General features: G+C 63.6%; 20 protein-coding genes. All 20 read right to left on the reverse strand.

Features of this window, described 5'->3' with window-relative positions:
• Positions 1-28: 28 nt before the first annotated feature.
• The 20 genes from WI754_RS11720 to WI754_RS11815 all read right to left on the reverse strand — a co-directional run bounded on the left by WI754_RS11720 (position 29) and on the right by WI754_RS11815 (position 16,585).
• Positions 29-358 carry a hypothetical protein gene (locus tag WI754_RS11720; RefSeq protein WP_349433560.1) on the reverse strand — a complete coding sequence of 110 codons (330 nt, stop codon included), beginning with the start codon at positions 356-358 and terminating at the stop codon, positions 29-31.
• Positions 345-680 carry a hypothetical protein gene (locus WI754_RS11725; protein WP_349433561.1) on the reverse strand — a complete coding sequence of 112 codons (336 nt, stop codon included), beginning with the start codon at positions 678-680 and terminating at the stop codon, positions 345-347. The genes WI754_RS11720 and WI754_RS11725 overlap by 14 nt, the downstream gene beginning before the upstream one ends.
• The gene (locus WI754_RS11730; protein WP_349433562.1) at positions 680-1,804 is read right to left on the reverse strand and encodes a pyocin knob domain-containing protein; all 1,125 of its coding nucleotides are present in this window, start codon (positions 1,802-1,804) and stop codon (positions 680-682) included. The genes WI754_RS11725 and WI754_RS11730 overlap by 1 nt, the downstream gene beginning before the upstream one ends.
• Complete coding sequence (locus WI754_RS11735; protein WP_349433563.1) at positions 1,794-2,021, reverse strand: hypothetical protein; 228 nt, start codon at positions 2,019-2,021, stop codon at positions 1,794-1,796. Before WI754_RS11735 ends, WI754_RS11730 begins: the two co-directional genes overlap by 11 nt.
• Positions 2,022-5,201, reverse strand: coding sequence for a hypothetical protein (locus WI754_RS11740; protein ID WP_349433564.1), 3,180 nt, complete (start codon positions 5,199-5,201; stop codon positions 2,022-2,024).
• Positions 5,201-5,629 carry a hypothetical protein gene (locus WI754_RS11745; protein ID WP_349433565.1) on the reverse strand — a complete coding sequence of 143 codons (429 nt, stop codon included), beginning with the start codon at positions 5,627-5,629 and terminating at the stop codon, positions 5,201-5,203. Before WI754_RS11745 ends, WI754_RS11740 begins: the two co-directional genes overlap by 1 nt.
• The gene (locus WI754_RS11750; RefSeq protein ID WP_349433566.1) at positions 5,626-6,273 is read right to left on the reverse strand and encodes a hypothetical protein; all 648 of its coding nucleotides are present in this window, start codon (positions 6,271-6,273) and stop codon (positions 5,626-5,628) included. Before WI754_RS11750 ends, WI754_RS11745 begins: the two co-directional genes overlap by 4 nt.
• Positions 6,270-6,923, reverse strand: coding sequence for a hypothetical protein (locus tag WI754_RS11755; protein ID WP_349433567.1), 654 nt, complete (start codon positions 6,921-6,923; stop codon positions 6,270-6,272). The genes WI754_RS11750 and WI754_RS11755 overlap by 4 nt, the downstream gene beginning before the upstream one ends.
• Positions 6,920-10,294 (reverse strand): phage tail length tape measure family protein, encoded by a 3,375-nt coding sequence (locus tag WI754_RS11760; RefSeq protein WP_349433568.1) that lies wholly within the window; start codon positions 10,292-10,294, stop codon positions 6,920-6,922. The genes WI754_RS11755 and WI754_RS11760 overlap by 4 nt, the downstream gene beginning before the upstream one ends.
• Entirely contained in the window at positions 10,294-10,584 is a 291-nt protein-coding gene (locus tag WI754_RS11765) for a DUF1799 domain-containing protein (RefSeq protein ID WP_349433569.1), read from the reverse strand. Before WI754_RS11765 ends, WI754_RS11760 begins: the two co-directional genes overlap by 1 nt.
• 77 nt (positions 10,585-10,661) lie before the next feature.
• The gene (locus tag WI754_RS11770; RefSeq protein WP_349433570.1) at positions 10,662-11,075 is read right to left on the reverse strand and encodes a hypothetical protein; all 414 of its coding nucleotides are present in this window, start codon (positions 11,073-11,075) and stop codon (positions 10,662-10,664) included.
• Between the two features lie 53 nt (positions 11,076-11,128).
• Complete coding sequence (locus WI754_RS11775; RefSeq protein WP_349433571.1) at positions 11,129-12,058, reverse strand: phage tail tube protein; 930 nt, start codon at positions 12,056-12,058, stop codon at positions 11,129-11,131.
• Positions 12,059-12,060: 2 nt separating this feature from the next.
• Positions 12,061-12,258: a hypothetical protein gene (locus tag WI754_RS11780; protein ID WP_349433572.1), complete on the reverse strand. Its 198-nt coding sequence runs from the start codon at positions 12,256-12,258 to the stop codon at positions 12,061-12,063.
• The gene (locus WI754_RS11785; protein WP_349433573.1) at positions 12,258-12,677 is read right to left on the reverse strand and encodes a hypothetical protein; all 420 of its coding nucleotides are present in this window, start codon (positions 12,675-12,677) and stop codon (positions 12,258-12,260) included. The genes WI754_RS11780 and WI754_RS11785 overlap by 1 nt, the downstream gene beginning before the upstream one ends.
• On the reverse strand, positions 12,674-13,240 hold the full coding sequence (locus WI754_RS11790; RefSeq protein ID WP_349433574.1) for a phage virion morphogenesis protein: 567 nt from the start codon (positions 13,238-13,240) through the stop codon (positions 12,674-12,676). Before WI754_RS11790 ends, WI754_RS11785 begins: the two co-directional genes overlap by 4 nt.
• Positions 13,240-13,671: a DUF1320 domain-containing protein gene (locus WI754_RS11795; protein ID WP_349433575.1), complete on the reverse strand. Its 432-nt coding sequence runs from the start codon at positions 13,669-13,671 to the stop codon at positions 13,240-13,242. Before WI754_RS11795 ends, WI754_RS11790 begins: the two co-directional genes overlap by 1 nt.
• Positions 13,671-14,081 carry a hypothetical protein gene (locus tag WI754_RS11800; protein ID WP_349433576.1) on the reverse strand — a complete coding sequence of 137 codons (411 nt, stop codon included), beginning with the start codon at positions 14,079-14,081 and terminating at the stop codon, positions 13,671-13,673. The genes WI754_RS11795 and WI754_RS11800 overlap by 1 nt, the downstream gene beginning before the upstream one ends.
• 105 nt (positions 14,082-14,186) lie before the next feature.
• Complete coding sequence (locus WI754_RS11805; RefSeq protein WP_349433578.1) at positions 14,187-15,086, reverse strand: Mu-like prophage major head subunit gpT family protein; 900 nt, start codon at positions 15,084-15,086, stop codon at positions 14,187-14,189.
• A 9-nt stretch (positions 15,087-15,095) separates the two neighbouring features.
• The gene (locus WI754_RS11810) at positions 15,096-15,506 is read right to left on the reverse strand and encodes a hypothetical protein (RefSeq protein ID WP_349433579.1); all 411 of its coding nucleotides are present in this window, start codon (positions 15,504-15,506) and stop codon (positions 15,096-15,098) included.
• Positions 15,503-16,585 (reverse strand): phage protease, encoded by a 1,083-nt coding sequence (locus tag WI754_RS11815; RefSeq protein WP_349433580.1) that lies wholly within the window; start codon positions 16,583-16,585, stop codon positions 15,503-15,505. Before WI754_RS11815 ends, WI754_RS11810 begins: the two co-directional genes overlap by 4 nt.
• Positions 16,586-16,656 lie beyond the last annotated feature (71 nt).

Consider the following 16,656-nt stretch of genomic DNA (forward strand, 5'->3'; position numbering starts at 1 on the left):
TTGTCTTTGAAGAGGGTTTGAAGTGCGCTCACGGCCAGACGAATGCCGGCAGCTCGGCGATGAATTCTGCGACAGTAGGCTGCGCCCGCTCGCCGGCCGTCACCCTGCCCAGTTCCGCCGTGGCGTAGGTCCACACCGCCGATCGCCAGGCAAACAGCGCCTCGGCCTCGGCCGCGAATTGCGGATTGGCGTCGTTGCGGTAGCTGACGGCTGATTGCAGGCTGTCGTATCGGCGTTCGCGCGCCTTGGCCTCCAGATGTGCCTGGATGGCGCTGGAGTATTCAGTCATCGCCAGCGTGAACGCATCAGCCGCCCGCTGCTCGGCTGTGACGACCCTGGAAAAATCAATTGTCGTCATTGGCCAAGATCTCCTCTTCGATGGCATTGAGATTGACCGGCAGCGAAACAGGTCCGTCTCCCGTCGTCATGATCGGCTCGGGGAATGTGACGTTGCTCGACGCATTGGGCTTGTGCGGAAGCAGAAGCGTGACCGTCAAAAGCCCGTCTTCTCTGGAAACAGGCCCGGCGAACCATTCGGAATCGACCGCCCCAAACGGCAGCGTCGCACCCTCCGGCAGTGGCGTGAAATCGAACGCCTCGCCATTGACCGTGAGAACGTCGCCGGCCACGGAAACGGACAGACTGTCATCCCGCATTTGCGGCGATAGGTTGATGCGCATCAGAACCATCTCCCTGTTGCCGTCACATAAATCGTCTTGTTGTTCCCCGCCGGATTGGAAGAGGAATTCCAGACAACAAACGTCGTTGATGTGAGGGTTTTTGTGATCGAGCTACCGCCGCCAACAAAGGCAACGTCGGCGCGGCCGAATTCATAGGACATTCGCGGGTTAACACCGACGAACGCCGCCGGGAAAGTCCATAGAGACTCCGACGCGAAGCCGAAGAGAGAGCCGCGCGCCGTGGCAATCGCTATGCCGGAAACATCCATGCCATGTGTGCAAATCAGCGTGCCGTCTGCCATCTTGACGTATTCGCCATTTGCGTTGCTGCCGCGCTCAAAGATCGACCCGATAGCAATTCCCGATGATTGAGAAACCGTGCCTTGCAGCTGATGCTCAATCTTGAACCACGCATTCCAAGACGCCCCCGATGCTGTTGTCGAGGTTCTTTTCCAGGTGCTTTGGTTGACCCTGAGGATCTGCCAATATCCATTGGAGGCGTTATTGGCGATTACCTCAAGAATGGAGCTGCCGTATACGGGAGACCCTGCGCCATAGACTGACGGCCCGTTGGCCCACGCTCCAGTTATCGTGTAAGTCCCCGGATAGATCAGCGAATTGAAATCGCCGTCGACCAGGCCGACATCCGCTCCACTCGGCACGGGCGAAGGGTGCCCCGGTGACGGTCCGAGCTTCGCGAGGAGCGCCGTCATGGTGTCGGCCGCCACGATGTCGCGTCCTTTGGCCTTGAAGTCGGAAAGCGCCGCTGCGGCTGACCCGGTAAAATAGGGCAGCTTGTCGGCCGCGCTCGTCAAAGCGGCGATCGCGGCGAGGTCTCCATCGGACAGCGTTTCGAGCAGCAGCCGGACGCGATCCTGAAACCGCGTTACGTCGCCCTTCGGCTGGATCGCATAACTGGCGGCATTTTGCGTCGGTCCCGGCCACGGATAGGCCAGCGTGATCGCCGAGCCGGCAATCGCGGCGATCGGGATCGCCAGCCCGACATGGGCGCCGAAGAAATCGCTCTCGCGCACGTTCGACCAGCTGACCGACTGTCCGGTCACCGCCACCTGGCCATTGGCGATCGAGGCTGTTCCGGAGCGGATCAGATCATCATTCGCCATCGGCCGGCTCCTTCGGTGTTGCCATTGTGCCGACACGGTCGCGCAGCCGCTCATTTTCCGCTTGCAGCGCGGCGATCGTGTCGTCGCGGTTGATCAGATGCTGCGCCAAAGCGAGGTTTCGCTCGCGCAGGTATTCGGCAAGGTTCGCCAGCTCGTTGAGCCGGGCGCGAAGGCTGATGGGAAAGGGCGTTTCCGCCGCCATGTGGCTGTCGGTCATTCAGTTGGCTTTCTTGTAGACGACGGGTGCGATCGTGCGTCGGCCGATAAAGAAGTCTTCTCCGGACGCGGATTTCTTGACGACGATTTTGTAGTTGAAGACCCCGGAGCCCGAGGTTCGCATGTGATAGAAGGTCGCCGTCTGCGAAGCGCCCAGCGCCGTGAATTCGAGCGTCGATTCCTTGATCATCACGTTGTCTTCGCGCAGTTCGATCAGCAGCGAGGCTTTGCCGCCAACGAGCGTGGTGGCGCGGGCGATGATGTCGGCATTGATGACGATGCCGTCATCGACGGTTTTCGAGACGTTCGTATCGGCCACGCCCTGGAACACGGTGGTCATCGTCACGGTGTCGATGGTCGCGACACTGAACAGTTTGGTGGCCGCGCCCTGGGCGAGCGCCGAGGTCTGGACGGAACCGTCCTCGAAGGTGATTTTGCTCGTCGAAATATTGCGGATGTAGGCGGTGTCGATGTAGACGCCCGTCGCATCGACCGCAAAGATTTGCGATCCCAGCTCGTCGTCACCGGCGGCAACGGCAAACCGGCCGGCATTGACGACGACGCGCGCAAGCTGGTTCGGATTGGACGGGACATAGGCAAACAGGCCGGCGGTGCGGTAGTCTTCCGCCGTCCCGAACCGCGCCTGCAGGCCGACTTTCGAATAGCCGCTGATCCCGGTGTTGACGACTTCGAAGCGCAACCGCGCATCGGCCGTCGCTTCGCCGACCTGCGCCGAGAGGGAATTGATCAATGTCCCCTGCGCGGTGATCGAGTTGCCGTGCGACGTCACCGTGGTCGACACGGCGTCGAGCGCCGAAACCGACGCCTTGTCGTTGAGGCTGGCGGTGATCGCGGTGATCGACGCGCCGTGGGCCGTGATCTGACCGCCCTGAGCGGCGACCTCGGCGACGGTGGAATTGAGCGCCGAGACATCGGCCTTGCTACCCAAACTCGCCGCAAGCTGCGTGACCTGCGATGCCAGGGCCGCTGTGGTGCTGGACGCGACGGTGATCTGCTCGATGAAACTCGCAAATTGCCCCGTCGTCGTGGCGATCTCGCGGCGCAGCTGCTGCTTGTCGGCGAAGTTGGCGAGATCCTGCTCGGCGATGCTGCGGGCCATCGCCGTGCTGTCGTCGATCAGCCGCCGAATGTTGTTGTCCTGCCAGATCCACTGACTGAGCTTCACCACATCGGCCGTGACTTCCTTGGTGATTTCCAGCAGATGCAGATCGTCGGCCGAAAATCGGATGTCGTCGGTGGTGACATCAAGCCAGCTGCTCCAGGCAGTCTCGCGGTTGGAAAACGGCACGAGCTTGCCGGAGACCTGATACTCCGTCGCCGGCAGGCACCAGTTGCCCGAAACAAGCCAATTGAACGGCACGCCATAGGGATACTGATCGCTGCTGAACACAACGGCGCCGGTCGCCTTCACCCGCACGCGGACCCACACCCGCTTGACGTCGTCGAGGTTGGCCGCACACGACACACGGATGGCCGGCCGGCGCGACAGTCCGTTCTGATCGGTGACCTCGGCCTTCACGGCCGACCAGCCCTGCATGATCTGCACCGGCGCCGCGATCCGGCCGAGCCAGCCGACCGCTGTCGGTAGCTCGAAGTCGGTCGACCAATCATAGTCGGACGGGTCGATCTCCTGCAGCGTCACCAGCTGGTTCATCGTCGGCTCGCCCTCGACCTCGACGACGAGGAAGCGCTTGTTCACATAGCCGTTGTGTTCGGAGGTCCAGGTGACGACATCGATGCCGGGTTCAAGCGCATAGGCCTCCGGCGGCAGCGGCACCTGGTGCTTGCGGAAACGCCGTTCCTCTTTCAGCGCTGCCCGCATGAGGCGCTGCACCTGCCGTTTGTGGGGAGCCGCCCGAAAGGCGATATCGGCGGGTAGACGCTTGCCGTCGCGCTCTTCCAGGTCGGGCAACCGAAGCGCCGGCGCGTCCTTGCTGGCCCAGGCCTCGTCGGGCTCCGGATAGACCGCATTGATCGCATTGATGGTCTGGTCAAGCGCCGGGAACGGTTCGAAGGCCTGCGGCGAGGTCACCAGCACCTCGGCATCGGTGAAGGCGAACACCGCCGCGCCGAACGCACCATTCTTCAGCTTGAACACGCCAGCGGTATCGGCGAGCCGGCCGCCCATCGCCTTGCGGAACTCTTCGACGACTTCGATCGGCAGGACGTCGCCGGCGATTTCCAAGCCACCGCGAAACTGCGGCTCGCGCGAGCCATCGGCATTGTCGATCAGCCGGCCGCATTCCTGGGCGGCGGCAATCCAGCTCGATGAGGGAAGCCGATGCTCGGCGACGTCCTGGCCGCCGTAGAACCATTCGTTCTTGTACTTCAGCCCCCGGATGACGTTGTAGGTCATCACCGCCAGATTTTCGGACGGTTCCCAGGTGGCGGTGTCGCTCCAGCGATGCGAACCGCTGCCGCCATTGGTCGAATCCTTGCGGATATCGTAGAGCGGCAACGGCGCCATTTCGAAGAGGCAAGCGGGCTGGCCGCGAAAGAGCTTTCGATTGAAGCGGTAGGTCATGACGGCGTAAGGCACGCCCCGGCCGACCATGCTTGCCGTCCACGGGCGCTTTTCGTGATCGCCGAACTTGTCGATCAGGTACGCGTCGGCCTGTGTCTGAGTGCCGTCGTGGAAGCGTACCCACGCATAGTCGGTGAATTCACCGTCGTCTTCGACCCGATATTCCTCGATCGGGAAACCGCGCGATACCGCCTCGTCCCAAAGGATGGTGCACTTCTCGTCGTCGATCCAGATGCCGCTCAGCCCGCTGACCGGCAGATTGCCGAGCTCGATGACCTCGGTCATGTGGCTGTTCGGTGTGCCGTTCTGGTCGCCGTAGCTGCCGATGTATTTACGCCGGCCGCGCGTCGCTGTGCGTCCGATCGTCGTCGACACCGCCTTGTCGTCACCGACCTCGACCTGCAACTTGACGCCGACCGGCTGCTGTTTCGGCTGGTCTGGCGTGAGCGCCATTTGCAACAGCGTCGAGCCGATGCTCATCGCCAGCCCAAGCACGACCTGGGCGATGCCGGCGCCGCTGGCGATCGCGCCAATCACGCCGGCGATCGCACCAACGAGCGGACCGGCGGCCGCCGGATCGGCGCCGAGCAGGAAGAAGGTCAGCGCTGTAGTGGAAAGGGCGAGCCGCTTCAGCATCAACCGACCCTGAACGCGCGTCTGGCGGCCGAGCGATCGACCGTGCCGAGGGTGCTTTCGCCAAGCACGATGATGCGGTCGCCGTTCACCACGCCGAGTACGTGACCGAAGGCAGTATCGACCGGCAGCGCTGCGATGTCGCCGAGCTGTGCCTCGCTCGGATGGGCATATTCGGGCAGGTATGACGCGGCGAGATCGGCGAGGTCGGAAAAGCCGGCTTCCCGCATCACCCGGTAGGCGCCGGCGGCATCCTCGTAGCGGCCACGAAACTCTGCCGCCAAATCCTCGCCGGTCAGAACTATGACGACGCGGGCGGCAAGGCCGATCGCGCATTCATGTTCCTTCCAGGAGAAGGGTGAACGCCGGATCTCGTCGATGGCGTCGTGAAATGGTCCGACCCACATGGGGACACGGCTGAGAGTTTTCATTTTTCCCCCCACGGCACGCGCCAGCTGCCCACCGAACCGGCATACTTGCCGAAATCATCGACCTCGCCACTCGGGCCCAGGCGCTTCTTTTGCTCCTCGTGGCTGGACTTCGCCGGGTTCGAACGGGTGAGCATCACCATGGCGTCATTGACGGTCTTGATCTCGACGACTTCGTCACCGCCCTCCGATTCGGTGTTGATCGGCGAGCCATCGACGACGCCGAGCCACGCAAGCGGCGGCGTCCCGACCAGAAGGCGGCTGTCGGGATCGAGCAAAGCGTCCCAGATCTCCACCTGTCCCAACCGAAGATCGAGACCGCGCACCAGTTCCTGAACGACGGGCGCGATCGCGGTCATTTCGATCGTGACCGTCTGGACCGTCAGAGACGAGACGCGCGGTATGGGGCTGACGGCGAGGTTGACGCCGCCATAGAAGGTTCGGGTGGACGGCAGGTTGTTGATGCCGGACGTGACGGTGATCAGCATATCCTCGTCGCCGGTCCAGAAGCTCATACGCTCGGTTTCGACGTTGCCGGAGGCGTCAGGCCACGTCCAGCCGGTGAAGGTCACCAGCTTGCGCGGGACGATGCCCCGCTCGGGAGCGGCCTGCAAAGCAGCATAGAAATCGGGATCAAGGTCTCTCATGGCTTCTGGATCGCGGTAAAACCGGCTCCCTCGGTGAGGTGACGGCGCGCCTGGCCGGGCCGGTGTGTGTTGGGCATGATGACCATGCGGCAGGCCGGCTTTGTCAGCGTCACGATGTCATCGACGCCGATCCCGACAGGGATATGCGGAAAGACCCCGATCAGACCGGTGCTGCCGTCACCGAATGTGGTGGCGCTCTCGGAAATCTCGAGGAACACGTAGCGCACCGGATTGGTATTGTAGGCGAGCTGCATCTTGTCACCCGGCAAAAGGCGGTAGCCGGCCGGCAGGCCCTTGAGAGCGATCGACGCGCGATGCGAGGGGATCGAATCGACCCGCACAATCGCGTTGCCGAGAACAGCGCCATTCGGATCGTCGTGCGGGTACTTCGACAACGGATCGTAGAGGAAGAACGCCTCCTGGGCGCCGTGCAGTTTTCGGATGAGCGCCGCATATTGCTTCATCTCGCTGCTCGACCGGCGATCGAGTTCGACGGTCGCCAGCCAAAGCGGCGAGGCAAGCTCGGCCTGCCAGATACGGCCGCTGCCCTGGCCGGAGAGCGAATCGTTGCGCTTCACCGACCACTCGACGGACGAGATCGGCAGGCGGTCGGCAAAATAGGGAAGGGCGTAAGGGTAGCTAACGGTCATTGGCCCCTCACATACGGACGCTTTTTGATGACGGCGTTGCGTGCCGGTTGTTTCTTGTCGTAGGCCTTGATGCCGCGCCGGACACCACGGTCGATGGCGTCCTCGATGTCGCGATCGCCACGGGGATTATCGACATAGATGTTGAAGACGGGCGCGCCTTCGGCCTGCGAATGGCCAGCCTGAGCCTCCGACATCGATCGCGGATAGACAGCGCCGGGAGCGTTGACGAAACCGCCGCTGGCAAAGCCGGGCAGGCGGTTGTCATTGAGCGCTTCAAGGAAGGAGCGCACGCCCGGTTTTGCGACGGTCCCGGCGTTGACGACGAATTCCTGTCCATGCACGAACCCGGCGATATCGCCGCGTCCCATCGAACCGGTCCAGCCGCCGGTGTCGAAGCCGTTCACCAGGAAGCTGCCGAACGTGGTGTTCGGCGTCCAGAAGGAGCTGGTCGGCGAAATGCCGCCAAGCAGTCCCTGGAACATGCCGAGGAAACCGCCGCCACCACCGCCGCCGCCGCTGTTTGCCGCGTTGACCAGCTGCTGGCTGAATTGTCCAAGACCGTTGCCCAGTTGGCCGAGACCCTGCATGGCACTGGCGCCGGCGGTACCGAGACCGCCGATGGTCGAGGTTGCCGTCTGGCCGGACTTCGCCAGATGATCGAGCGCAGCCGAGGCGGTGTCCATGCCCTTGCTGTCGACGCCGGGCCAAAGCGCGCGCTGGGCCGATGTCAGCCCGCTTTCCCAAGAGCCGCCGCCCATGCCGACACGCTCACCGCCGAGGTCGAAATGCATCGTGTCCATGGCGCCGTACTTGCCACGGCCGCCACCGAAGTAACCGCCCCAACGGAAGTCGCCGGCAAGCTCGGGATATTTGGCCATCTGCACCTGGCGGGCGGTCTGGGCGAAACGCTCATAGGTGCCGAAGCTCGCGGCGTCCTGGTAGTTCCCGAGCATCCTGCCGCTGGCGAGATCGGTGAGCTGCACATCGGTTGCAAGGCCCTTGCCGTGAAACCGGCTGTCACCGGCGCGGAAGCCGGAGATGGCATCGACCTGGTATCCGGGAAACTGCTTTGCCGCCGTGTCGAGGATGTCCGTCAGGCGGGCATCGACACCGGCACGGTAGTTGCCGATCTGACGCAGGGCGTTGCCGGCGGCATTGGTGACGCTGGATAAGGCTGCAGAAGCGACACCGCCGGACAGCGCACTATTATCGTTGGCTGCGCCGAGGACGCCGCCGAACGTGGTATTGGCGCCGGCAAAGCCGATCGACTTGTTGAGCTGATTTCCGCCGACCAGGCTCGCCATGTTCGCAAGCGTCGGCAGGCCACTGCCGAACAGGCTGTTCTTCAGCGGGTTCTTCACGCCGAAGTCGAGGAAGAAACTTCCAAGGTCCTTCAAAAGGCCCGTCAAAGCCCCTTTGAAGTCGCCGCTCACCATTTTGTCGAGTACGTTGTCGATCGCGTTTTCGCCAGCGGATTGCCAGCTTTCCCACGCCGCTGCCTGCCGCTTGATGGTTTCGCTGAGGTCGCTGATCAGGCCGGCATTGGTGCGGAACTGATTGGCCTCGGCGCTGCCGCTGGCAAGGCCGAGTTCGCGGATGCGCTGTTCTGCCTGAAGAGCGGCGAGCAGCTCGGCACGCGCCGATGAGCTTGCGCCGACGAGCGAGAGTTCTGCCTGAAGGCGTTCGATGTCGTTGTCCTGGGAGCGCAGCGCGTTGGCGGCGGCGATCTGTTCGGTGAGCTTGCCGTATTCAGCGGCCTTCTGGCGAATCAGGTCGAGCTCGGCCTGGTCGACCTCGACGCCGCGCTTTGCCGCGTCTTCGCGGACCCGTGCCGTCAGATCGTGCTCCATCCTGAGGCGAGCCGCTTCACCCGCCGTCTGGCCGATCAGCGAAAGCTCGAGCTTCTGGCTGGCGACCGAGCTGTCGAGTGAGAGCAATCGATCACGCTGCGCGTCTGCCAGCTCTTTTTCGGCGGCAGCAAGCGCGAGCTTACCAGCGGCTTCGATGCGATCTCGGCGAGCAGGGGCACTTTCGTCGCTGGTGTCGGCGGCGGCGTTCCGGCGCGCGGCTTCCGCTCTTTCCGCCGGTGAACGGGCATAGAGCTCGGCGAGCTGTGCCTGAAACGCTTCATCACGCCTTTCGGCCTCAACCCGCTCCCGCGAGAGATAGAGCGACAAATTGCCGGCGTCGGTTTGATTTGTCGTGCCACGCGACAGGAGAAGTTTGTTCGGGCCCTGGTCGTTGAAAATGGCATCGCGGACCCGCTGAAATTCCTTGAGGGCATCGGTGGCAGTCTTCAGCTTCTCCGATTCCGCGATGATCTTGCTTGCGGCATCGGCAAGGCTGGGATCGAGGGCAACTTGCCGTTCGATCGTCGCATAGAACGCCTCGAAATCCGCATCACCCGCCTTGACCTGGTTTCGTAGCGTGACCAGGGCTTCCTGTAACTTCGGTTCGTTGGCAACGAAACCGGCACGCGTCCGGCCGCCGACATTCTCGCTTTCAAAGAAGCTCTGAGCTTCGGCGATCGTCGCAACACGCAAAGCGGCCGCACTGCGCGTGCCGATCGCGTTGAGGAGCCGCGTGCTCTCGGCGGTCGCCGCTTGTGCCTGGCGTGCGATGCCGCCGTAGGCTTCGGCAATGCGCTTCAGAGCTTTTTCCTGATCGTCGAGAGCGGCTTCCAGCGTTTTGCCTTCGTCCGCCGCCGTGCTGAAATACTGGATCGCGGCGGCAGCCAGGGCGACCGTGCCGATGGTGACCAGCGAGAGCGGATTGACGATCGACATGAAGGCCGAGGCCAACCCCTGCACGGGCTTGTCCATCGAGCCGATGACGGCGGAAAGCTGTGTTCCCTGCTGGAGCGCGATCTGCAGCGGCGACATGCCCATGGCGGCGGTAACACCGATGTCCTGGAACTGCGCCGCGATATTGGCGGTATTGGCATTGGCAGCCGAGTTTCGGAGCGCGGCATTGCGACCGTTCAGCGCTTCCATCGAGGACAGAGCCGCCCGGCGCTGCCTGTCGATCGCGGCGGTCATTTCATCGACGGAAAGCGCACCGGCGACATGGGCGGCTTTGATCGCGGCCACTTCCTGGTGATAGGTGCGCATCGTCGCATAGAGCGGATTGTACTTGGCGCGCAGATCGTCGAGCGCCTTGCCCTCTGCCGTCAATGGCGCCGTGCGATCGCCCGCGCCCTTGACATTCGCCGCCAGACCGTCGGCCGCATTGTCGAGCGCGCGCAGCTTCGCGGCTGTCTGGTCAGCAGCCTTGCCGATGCCGCTGATCGCGGCCGACGCGGCCGCCGAACCCTGCGCGGTCTGGCTGGCGTCGATCTCGACCTTGGCGGCAATCTTCAGCGGCGCGGCCATCACTCGGCCTCGTTCAGGATTTCGAGCGCGGCATTCTCCATGGCTTGAAGGTCATCGAAGACGTGGGGCGCGGTATCGTAGCGGCGCAAGACGATGTCACAGGCGGTGTAATCAAGACCGAGGAAGATCAGGCCGGCCGCCGTCGCGACGGCGCGCCACTGCGTTGAGCAGGCGACGAAGGCGGCAAAGGATGGCCAGTTGCATTCCATGATGTCTATTCGGTCCCCGATAGTGCTTTCGTCATCGTCAACAGCGACCGTGACGCCAAAGCCGGCGAATTGCTGTTGCACGTCGGCGTCGATCGTCGTCGGCCGGCTGCGATCGGCGCGGCCGCGTCGGGCATAGGCCCACGCGACCGCCGCCGCCGTCAGTTTCCCAGGCGGGCCTTGCCGGTTGCGATGGCTTGCTTGTAGGCCTCGTTGATCCCCTCGCGGATGTGATCGCGCTTGAGTGCGACGAGGAGGTTCTCGTTGGTGAACGGAAACACGTTGTCGTCGGCGCCGATGACGCCGCGCCAGTTGCGCGTCACCCGTTGAAACTCGCGGAGCTGAAGCGCGTCGAGCTTCTCCTGGGTCGTGCGGAGTTTGTCCGGGCCGGTATCCGCCGCAGCTTCGGCGAAGATCGCCGAGCGTTCGTCGTCGAACGTCTTCACCTCGTCACGGTCGATGATCTCGAACTCGATCTCGAACGCGAACTCGCTGAACGTGCCGGGCTTTTCCGGGTTCGGCTCGTAAACCTTGACCGGCCACCAGGTCGTGAGCGTCTTGACCATTTTGAACATGTGATTTTCCTCGTTAGAACGTCGTTCGAAGCCGGTTCAAACCGGCGTCGATGTCACTTGACGGTGATCTTGAATTCGTCGTTGCCGGCCACCGTGGTGAACATCAGCGGCAGGGTGTTGTTGACGATCTTCTGGCTCTCGCCATAGGCTAGGCGACCGATCTGGACGGCCGGCGCGTCGATCTTGACGATGTTGCCGGCGGTGGTGCCGTGCTGAAGGGCAAGGGCGCCGGTGGTGTGGGCGTCGGCGATGGCAAACCAGTTCTTCTGCGCAAGCAGCACGGCTTCCATCACGGCGCTGCCGGTCATGACGCGATCGACGTGCTCGATGCTTTCCGCACCGATCAGGAATCGCGGCTCGATTTGGTTACCGAGGTCGAAGGTCACGCCTTCGCAGACGCCGGCAAGGCCATGGAGCGAGAATGTCGTGTTGGCCTTGTTGACCGGAACCGGTTTCTTGAACCCGGTGAGGGTTACGGCCGGCAGGACAATGTCGCTGATCGTTCCGAGCAGACCGGTGAAGCTGTAGGCCCAACGCGGGATCTGCTTCGGCGTGAAGCCGAATGTGTAGGTGCCGCGTGCGCCGAGCAGCACATGGTTGACGCCATCGACATTGAAATAAAGCGATACCGCTTCCTGCGACTGCGAGATTGGCGTGTATTGCGCGTCGACGCCGGCAGCGATGACTTCCATCATGCCGCAAGCCCGGTGCGTCGGGCCCCAGGCAGGCGCGGTTCCCGCCGCGCCAGAGCCGGCGATCTCGCATTCGCCCGAGATGGTGGCATGCGACCCCGTCAGAATGACGCCCTGGTGACCCATGTAGGGCACGACCAGGTCGCGGCCGACTTCATCGCCGACAGACGGATTGAAGACGACGTTCGTCCACAGCATGGCGTTGGCAGCGCCGGTCGGGACGGCATCGGTACCGTAAACCGTCTCGGCCTTGGCGAGGATGGCCCGATTTCGGAAATAGCGTTTCGGCATGATCAGGCACCCTTCTTCGGCTTGGCTGGCGGCGTGGCTTCAGGTTGGGCGGAGGCGGTTGTCCCTTCCGCCTCCGCTTCCGGGGACGAGGAGGCCCCGTCCAGGGCGGCGTCTGCCGCCTTGGCTTCGTCAGGCTCGATGGTCCGCTGCTGGAGCGTCAGAGAGCCGTCTGCATTCCGGATGTACGATCCGCCAAGCATCAGTTTTCCTCTTCGATGTAGTAGGCTGTGGTGTAGGCGTCCTCGAACCAGACGGTTCCGCCGAGCGCCTGCTGAAGCTCGCCGGCCGCATGCTCGATCGGATCGGCGGCGCCGGTCGGGATGAAGCCGAGCAGCTTGCGGCGGCAATAGCGCCGAAGCTCCTCGATGTCGGTGATCGCGGCCGCGTTGTTGATCGCCGACACGTTCTTGGTGACGATGACGACGCCGATCGTGGCGACCGTGCGCTGCAGGACGGTGTTGATCCGCTCGTTTTCCGCCGATCGCTCTTCCGAGGTGAAGGCGTAGACGGCCGGAAAGGCGAGCGGCGCATCCTTGACGTCGGCAAGGGCTGCGGCGCCGCCGGAAATCGCGAACGGGGTGCCGCTCTCCATGAGGCGATTGAGGATCGACTGGATCACTGGGACAGCTCCTGTTTCAGGAAGTCCTGGCCGGCCGCAGTCATCGCCGCGATGTCCTGGTCGTTAAAGCCGAGATAGGGGCGGGCGGGGATACGCGTGACGTGTTCGCCGATCGTCACGCGCTTCTCGACCGCGCCCTTGGTGCCGGCCTTCACGAAGCGGTACCGGCTGCGGATCTTCTTCAAGGAGAGTTTCGTGCTGCGGGCGTAGTGCGGAATTTCCGCGCCGAACTGGTGAACGCCGGCATATTCGAGATTGGTGCCGACCTCGGCGCTGGTGGCGTCGGAAGCCGTCGTAAGGCTACGGTAGAGCCGCGTGGTCACGCGCAGCATGTTGGAGGTGCCGCGCTTGCGACGGCCGATGCGGGCATTGACGGTACGCTTCGACAGCGGCTTCCAGGCGACGCCATCCGGTCCGACCTGACGCTCAAAACGGCGTTGGGTTGAAGTCAGCATCAAGGCGGCAAAGGTGGCCATCAGTTCGCCAGGATGACGGGCAGCACCTATGACGCGGGATAGGACGGCAGTGGCGGTGTCAGTGAGGGTGATTTTCGAGCCGGTCATCAGAAACCGTTCAGACTGTCGCGGCTGAAGACGCGGGCCGGTGCGCTGATCTGGACCTGACCGCCGCCAGCCGTTTTCGGCGCTTCCGCCCCATTGGTGAGCTGCACCAGGCCGCGCGATACATCGCGCAGGAAGCTGGTCGCCTCGTTGAAGGCGCGGGTGATCTGGCTGTCCTTGTCGGCGCGGTCGCCGTAGAGGTAGTAGCGGGCGATATCGGCGACGGTCTTTTCGAGAACCGGCGGCACGACGGATAGCGGCAGCGCCAGAACCTTGGCGAGATAACCATCGGCCAGCGCGGTGGCATCGTCGATCGCGCGACCGACAGTGACATCGTCGATCGTCGAAACCGGGATGTTCGTCCGGTCGGTGAGCTGGACCAGCTCCAGTTCACCGAAGCGGTCGATCAGTCCCTGTTTCGTCACGTAGGCCATCAGTCATCCAATCCGACGATTTCGATGACGAGCATCGCCTCGGCGAGGATGGCCTCGATCTGCGCGGGCCGCAGCGCGAGCGCGCGGTGGTCGGTGGCGACCGCCGCGTGAGAAATTCCGCCGCGCCAGAAACCAGCCTTCTTCGACGTGATGCGAAGCATGGGCTCGGAGGCGGTGCGGTGCGATCCGATCGCTTCCACGGTCAGCGGATAGAGCGAACGAAACTCGTCTTCCTCGATCGCCCACTCCGGATGAACGTTGAAGGAAACGGCGATCGCGCGCCGCTCGTCGTCGGAGATAGCCGGCGAGAGGCTGGCCGGATTGCCAGCCTCTCCGTTTGCGGCTTCGCTCTCGGGGGTATTGGTGGCGATGGTTTCGGGCGAGGTCACCGCGCCGATTTTCCTGGTCATGGGAACATCCTTCGGTTGTTGAAGAAGGGCCGGCGATCCGGCCTTTGTTCAAAAACCGCCGACCAGGTGCATGAGCCTGGTCGGCGTCCGTCACTGGCTCGACCGTCAAGCGAGCCAGGGAACAACGAGGACCTCGGCGGTCCCGTACCACTTGTTGGTTTCACCGCCGGTGGTGAGCTGGTTGCCGACGATGGTGCGGGCTGCACCTTCAAGGCTCGGCGGCACGACCATGAGACGCGGGTTCAGACCCAGCGGACGGCCGTGGTCGCCCTTCATTTCTCCGAGCGCCACGCGGGCCGCTTCGTAGTGGGTTGCGTCGAGCGTCTGCTTGGAACCCCAGCACTGTTGCCAGAAGCCGAAGCCGACCTGGCACCGTCCGTCGAGGCCGTACTGGAATTCCTTGCGGTTGAAGACGTTCGGATCGTCTTCCTTGTCCATGCGCACGAGGTTGGTGAACTTCTTGCGGTCCTGGAAGATCAGCGGCTTCAGCGGACGGGAAACGTCCATCAGGAACCAGGCGGTGCCAGCGCCGCCATCGGTGTTGGCGACGTTGACGATCGTCTGGCCATCCGCGCCGATGACGGGATGGTCGGTGTCGAAGAAATACTGGCCGTCGTAGCAGGTGGTGGAGAAGCCGAGCTTCAGCAGTGCCCAGACCAGTTCGTCGGGGAAGGTCGCGGCGGCGCTGCCCAGTTCTTCGAACAGCGGTGCGTAGATGCCGAGATTGTCGTCTTCGAAATCGTCGCGATCGACGCCGATCGTGTTTTCGAAGGAGCGGTTGGTCAGCGTATAGCCGTGTTTCGCCATCGCGTTGACGACGCGGTCGCCAAGCCATTCGCGGAAACGCGGTGCCTTGCCGAGCCAGCCATATTCCTGACTGCGGGTGGTCGACGGCACGATAGTGGCGATCCGCTGGTAGAGGCTGGTCGCGCTACCGAGGCCGCGTGCGAAGGCAGCGGAAAAGCCGACATTCGCAGATCGGAGAGTGGTTGTGTTGATGTCCATGTCGGCCCCTTAGGAGAACTTGACCCAGACGCCGAGGGCGTCCACGTCGAAGACTTTGCCGACGACCGAACGCGTGTTGGTCGCCGAGGTTTTCGCGACCGTCTGGTCATCGACGCCGTAGCAGTCGGACCCGATATCGGCCTGGGTGATGAGATCGCCGGCCGCCGAGTTGGCGTAGCGGAAGATGCCGGCCGAGATCTCGGCCGAGATGGCACCGGCGGCACCAGCGGAGTTGTCGGCACGGCGCTCGACGCGGCCGGCGCCCTTCAGTGTGGTCGAAACCGTAACCGGGACGGCGTTGCCGGCGGCGTTGATGGCAGCCATCGCACCGGCATATAGGACCGTCGCCGCAGCGACGGGAACGACCCGCTTGTCGCCAGAGCGGCGCGGCGTGTTGCGGTCAGCGGAAAGAGCGGTCAATGGACGGCCTCCATGTCTTTCTTCGCCTTCAGCATGTCCTCACGCGAAAGGCCCATCTGGCTCATGACGAGAAGGTCGGCGTCATCGAGGGTGGCTTCGCCGTTAGCCGGCGGGGCGACGATGGCGGTGCGCTGCGATGCGGTCAGGACCGGCGACTTTTCGAGGAACGCGTTGAAAGCGGCGATATTCGACTTGTGCAGGTCGATGGCCCAATCCTTCAGCGACGGCATGATCTTGCCATCGGCGATCGCCTGGGCGACGTCGGTTTCGGCCTTGTCGGTTGCCACGGTCGTTCGCAGTGCCTGAATGTCGGCCTGCAGGGCCGTGACCTGGGCGATCGGCACGTACTTCGCCGGGTCGACGGTGCCCGAGCCGGCGCGCATCGCGGTGATGGCGGTGACGGCGTCTTCCGGCTTGGCCGCGCCCGAGGCAGCGACCAGCGCGGCATTGGACGCGAGCAGAGCGTTCATCGCGACGAGGATGTCAGCCTCGCTCGCGTCCTCGGGCAGACCCAAGGCCTTCGCAATGGATTTCATGTCGTTGGTTTCCGTTTCTGTTGGAAGGAGGGCACTCGCCGCGACGACGGCTAGATCGAGGTCGGGCGTGTTCGTGAGCGCCGCCGAGAGGAGAAGCTGGACCTTGCCGGTTTCCTTCGGTGCGTAGAACGTCGGGGAGATGTAGCGGTATTCGCCGGCACGGATCGAAGCCGCAGCTGCGGCCGTCCATTCGACCCGGCCCCAGAGGCCAGTGTCGCGGACCTGAAATTCCTTGATCCAGCCGGCGGCCGGTGCGCGGCCGCCGACGCCAGGGATGGCGGCGAAGATCGTCTGGTGATCGTAGTCGACGACGATCTCGGTTGCGCCGGCGCGCTTGAGCGTCCGCTCGATGATCGCGGACATCTCGACCACACCGCCGGTGTCGAACGGGCCACGGCCGGTGCGACCGGAAAAGACGCCGGCCGGCATCAGCATGATCCAGTTGCCGGCGGTACCTTCAGCCGTCGCCGCGTCGATCGCGGCAAGCGCCACGGCATGGACGGCAAGAGCCTGAGTGGAGAAGTGGGTGACGGTTTTCTTCATGCGGGCAAGATGCCCACAAGCCAGAACGCGAAACAGTCACAAGGGTCTGTGGTTAGGAGCCGGAACGCATT

Origin of the sequence: Pararhizobium sp. A13, assembly GCF_040126305.1 — a bacterium.
Taxonomy (GTDB): domain Bacteria; phylum Pseudomonadota; class Alphaproteobacteria; order Rhizobiales; family Rhizobiaceae; genus Pararhizobium.